We start from the raw sequence: 3,700 nt of genomic DNA on the forward strand, positions 1-3,700 counted from the left end.
CGCTGCAACTGCGCGCCCGCCCCCGGCCCTTTGCCCGCCAGCGCGGCCAACTGGTTACGACTCAGGGCGATCTGTTCATCCAGGGCGTCCAGCTGGCGATGGGTTTCCGGCAGCGGCGTCTCAGCCTGGCTGACTTCGAAGTGGGTGCCGATCCCGCCATTCAAACGCTTTTGCGCCAGGTCGAGAATCTGTTGTTGCTGGGCCAGGGTGGCGGCCACGATATCGCGCTGGGCGAAGTGCAACGACAGCTGGATATAGGCGCGCACCACGTTGTTCTGCAATTCGAGCTGCGCCTGGCGCGCTTCGGCGGCGCTCATGTGGGCCATGTCCACGGCGCGCTCGGTGGCATTGCTTTCACGACCCCAAAGATCGAGGGCATAGCTCAAGCCCAGGGACGCGTTGTTGTCCCAGGTGGTGGAATTGTCCAGCGCGCCCGGGCCGTAGAATTGGTCGCTGGGCCAGTTATGACGCTTGAGCGTGGCATCACCATTGATCTGCAACGACTCGGCCGACTCGGCGATCCCGGCCATGGCCCGGGCTTCACGCACACGTGCAGCGGCCATGGCCATGCTCGGGCTGCCTTGCACGGCGAGGTCGATCCAGTGGTTGAGTTGCGGGTCGCCGTAGGCTTGCCACCATTGCGCGGTGGGCCAGTGGGCGTCCTGGGCGGCGCTTTTGATCGCCTCGTCGGTGGCCAATGAACTGGCGACGAGTGACTGGCCTTGAGGGGCAATTCCTCCGGTTCCGATGCAGCCGCTGATTGCTAACGATAAGGCCCAAACACTGAGAGTCTTCAGCTCTCTGCTGATGCGACGCGGCACTGCTGCGAATTCCTGAGAGGGTGTTGCGGGGAAGGTGGCGCAATTCTAAGGGGCGGGCCGGATGGCGATAAGGTGGGATTCTTGTGAATCTTTGTTACCGTTCAGGCGATAATCCGTTCGTAGGGATCACTGGATCCTGCAACTTCGTGTCACAATTTGCCATCTCCCCTGAGAGCACCTTAATGGACACCTTGCAAAACATGCGCGCCTTCAGTTGTGTGGCCGAAGCCGGCAGCTTTACCGCCGCCGCCGTGCAACTGGATACCACCACGGCCAACGTCTCGCGCGCGGTCTCCAACCTTGAGGCCCATCTGCAAACCCGTTTGCTCAACCGCACCACCCGCCGCATCGCCTTGACCGAGGCCGGCAAGCGCTATTTGCTGCGTTGCGAGCAGATCCTGGCGTATGTCGAGGAAGCGGAAGCCGAAGCCAGCGACGCCCACGCCCGCCCGGCCGGGCAGTTGAAAGTGCACACCATGACCGGCATCGGCCAGCACTTCGTGATCGATGCGATTGCCCGCTACCGCCGCACCCACCCGGACGTGACCTTTGACCTGACCATGGCCAACCGCGTGCCGGACCTGCTGGATGAGGGTTACGACGTGTCCATCGTGCTCGCCAGCGAGTTGCCGGATTCGGGGTTTGTCTCGCAGCGCCTGGGGATAACTTACAGCATCGCCTGTGCCTCGCCGGCCTACGTCAAGGCCAACGGCTGCGCGCAACGGCCGAGTGACCTGCTCAACCACGCGTGCCTGCGCCTGGTCAGCCCGGTGATTCAGCTGGATAAATGGTCGTTCAATGGCCCGGAAGGCCAGGAAAGTGTGGCGATCAACAGCTCACCGTTCCTGGTGAACTCGGCGGATGCGATGAAGACCGCGATCACCAGCGGCATGGGCGTTGGCCTGTTGCCGGTGTATGCGGCGATTGAAGGGCTGCGCAACGGCACCCTGGTGCGGGTGATGCCCAACTACCGCTCCCAGGAGCTCAACCTGTACGCCATCTACCCGTCGCGCCAATACCTGGATGCGAAGATCAAGACGTGGGTGGAATACCTGCGCAGCTCCCTGCCGGAAATCATGGCCGCGCATCAGGCGGAACTGGCGGCCTATGAGCTAAGTGGCAGTTTGGGCGGGGTACGACTGAGTAACTGAGGGGGGCAGCCGCTACACCGGCAGCGTAATGCCAAAGGTGTTGCCGCCGCCCTCGCTGCGCACAAACACATCTCCGCCGTGCATCAACGCGATCGCCTTGACGATCGCCAGTCCCAACCCGTGATTCGCCCCACTATTGCTGCGGGACGCGTCCACCCGATAGAACCGCTCGAACAACCGGGGCAGATGCTCGCTGGCAATCTCATCGCCCGGGTTGGTCACCCCGATCGCCACGTGGTCCTCCAGCACTTCGATCTTCACCTCGATCACCTGGCCAGGCGCCGTATGCTGCACCGCATTGCTCAACAGGTTGATCAACGCACGGCGCAAGTGCGCCTTCTCGATCTGCACCTGGGCATCGCCGGTCACACGCACCTGCACCTGGGCGTCCTCGAGGATAAAGTCCAGGTAGTCCAGGGTGGTCGCCACTTCATCCGCCAGCGAACTGGTGATCAGCTTGGTGGCCTTGCTGCCCTGGTCTGCACTGGCCAGGAACAGCATGTCATTGATGATCGAGCGCAGCCGTTCCAGCTCTTCGAGGTTCGATTGCAGCACCTCGAAATAATGCTCGGCCGAACGCCCACGGGTCAGCGCCACCTGGGTCTGGCCGATCAGGTTGGTCAGCGGCGAGCGCAGCTCATGGGCCACATCGGCGTTGAATGACTCCAGGCGCGAATAGGCCTGTTCCACCCGGTCGAGGGTCGAGTTGAAGGAGTTGACGAACTGCTTCAGCTCCGGCGGCAATGGTGACAATTGCAGGCGCCCGGAGAGTTTCGGCGGTGCAAGTTTCTGCGCCTCGTCCGACAGCTTGATCAGCGGCTTGAGACCGATGCGCGCCACCCAGAACCCCAGCAGCGAGGCCAGCAGCACGCCGACAAACGCCAGGCCGATCAGCGCCACCAGCAGTTGATGCTGGGTGGCGCGGAAGTTCTCGGTGTCGACCGCGATCAGGAAACGCAGCGGCGGGCGCTGCTCCTTGGCTGGAAACTGGCTGACCAATACTTTGAACGGGTAGGCATGGCCCGGCAGGCGCAAGTCGCGCTTGCCGGTCGGGCCGGCGGCAAAGGCGCGAATCTGCGCGTCCGGGTTGCCGTATTCGTAGGTCGGGTCGCTGCTCACCACCCAGAAGCGAATGCGCTTGTCTTCCTCTCCCAACAACTTGAGCTTGGCGGTGATCTTCGCCCAATGGTCCGGCGTACCGAAGCGATTGACCGAAGACTCCAGCACGCTGTAGCGCGCATCCAGCTCGGCCCCGGGCAGCAGGCCCAGGCCTTTGTCCACCTGCTGGTACAGCGCGCCGCCGATCAACAGGAAGATCAGCAGCGCCACCAGGGTGAACATGCCGCTCAGGCGCAGGGCGATGGAGTTAGCCGACACTGCGGTTCTCCAGCACGTAACCCATGCCACGGATGGTGTGCAGCAGTTTCTGTTCGAACGGCCCGTCGAGCTTGGCCCGCAGGCGTTTGATCGCTACTTCCACCACATTCGCGTCACTGTCGAAATTGATGTCCCAGACCATTTCCGCAATCGAGGTCTTGGACAGGATTTCACCCTGGCGCCGGGCCAATACGCTGAGCAGCGAGAACTCTTTGGCGGTCAGGTCCAGGCGAACGCCGTTGCGACTGGCCTTGCGGCTGATCAGGTCGATCCACAGGTCGGCGATGGTCACCTGCACCGGCTCATGCCCGCCACTGCGACGGGTAAGGGCTTGCAGGCGCGCCACCAGTT

General features: G+C 62.8%; 4 protein-coding genes. 1 reads left to right on the plus strand and 3 read right to left on the minus strand.

Features of this window, described 5'->3' with window-relative positions; translation table 11 throughout:
* On the minus strand, positions 1-821 hold an 821-nt coding region (locus tag HX846_RS30985; protein ID WP_178966853.1), incomplete at its 3' end, for a TolC family protein.
* Between the two features lie 182 nt (positions 822-1,003).
* Here HX846_RS30985 and HX846_RS30990 point away from each other — a divergent pair.
* On the plus strand, positions 1,004-1,972 hold the full coding sequence (locus tag HX846_RS30990; protein WP_003216257.1) for a LysR family transcriptional regulator: 969 nt from the start codon (positions 1,004-1,006) through the stop codon (positions 1,970-1,972).
* Between the two features lie 12 nt (positions 1,973-1,984).
* On the opposite strand, the gene HX846_RS30995 is transcribed toward HX846_RS30990, so the two are convergent.
* Both HX846_RS30995 and HX846_RS31000 read right to left on the minus strand, forming a co-directional pair.
* Positions 1,985-3,349 carry a heavy metal sensor histidine kinase gene (locus HX846_RS30995; RefSeq protein ID WP_003216256.1) on the minus strand — a complete coding sequence of 455 codons (1,365 nt, stop codon included), beginning with the start codon at positions 3,347-3,349 and terminating at the stop codon, positions 1,985-1,987.
* On the minus strand, positions 3,339-3,700 hold a 362-nt coding region (locus HX846_RS31000; protein WP_178966854.1), incomplete at its 5' end, for a winged helix-turn-helix domain-containing protein. The genes HX846_RS30995 and HX846_RS31000, both read right to left, overlap by 11 nt.

Source organism: Pseudomonas sp. K5002 (assembly GCF_013386655.1).
In the GTDB taxonomy this organism is placed as follows: domain Bacteria; phylum Pseudomonadota; class Gammaproteobacteria; order Pseudomonadales; family Pseudomonadaceae; genus Aquipseudomonas.

Coding starts and splice junctions, on each gene's coding strand:
- HX846_RS30990 (WP_003216257.1), top strand. CDS start 1,004: ATGGACACCTTGCAAAACATGCGCGCCTTCAGTTGTGTGGCCGAAGCC.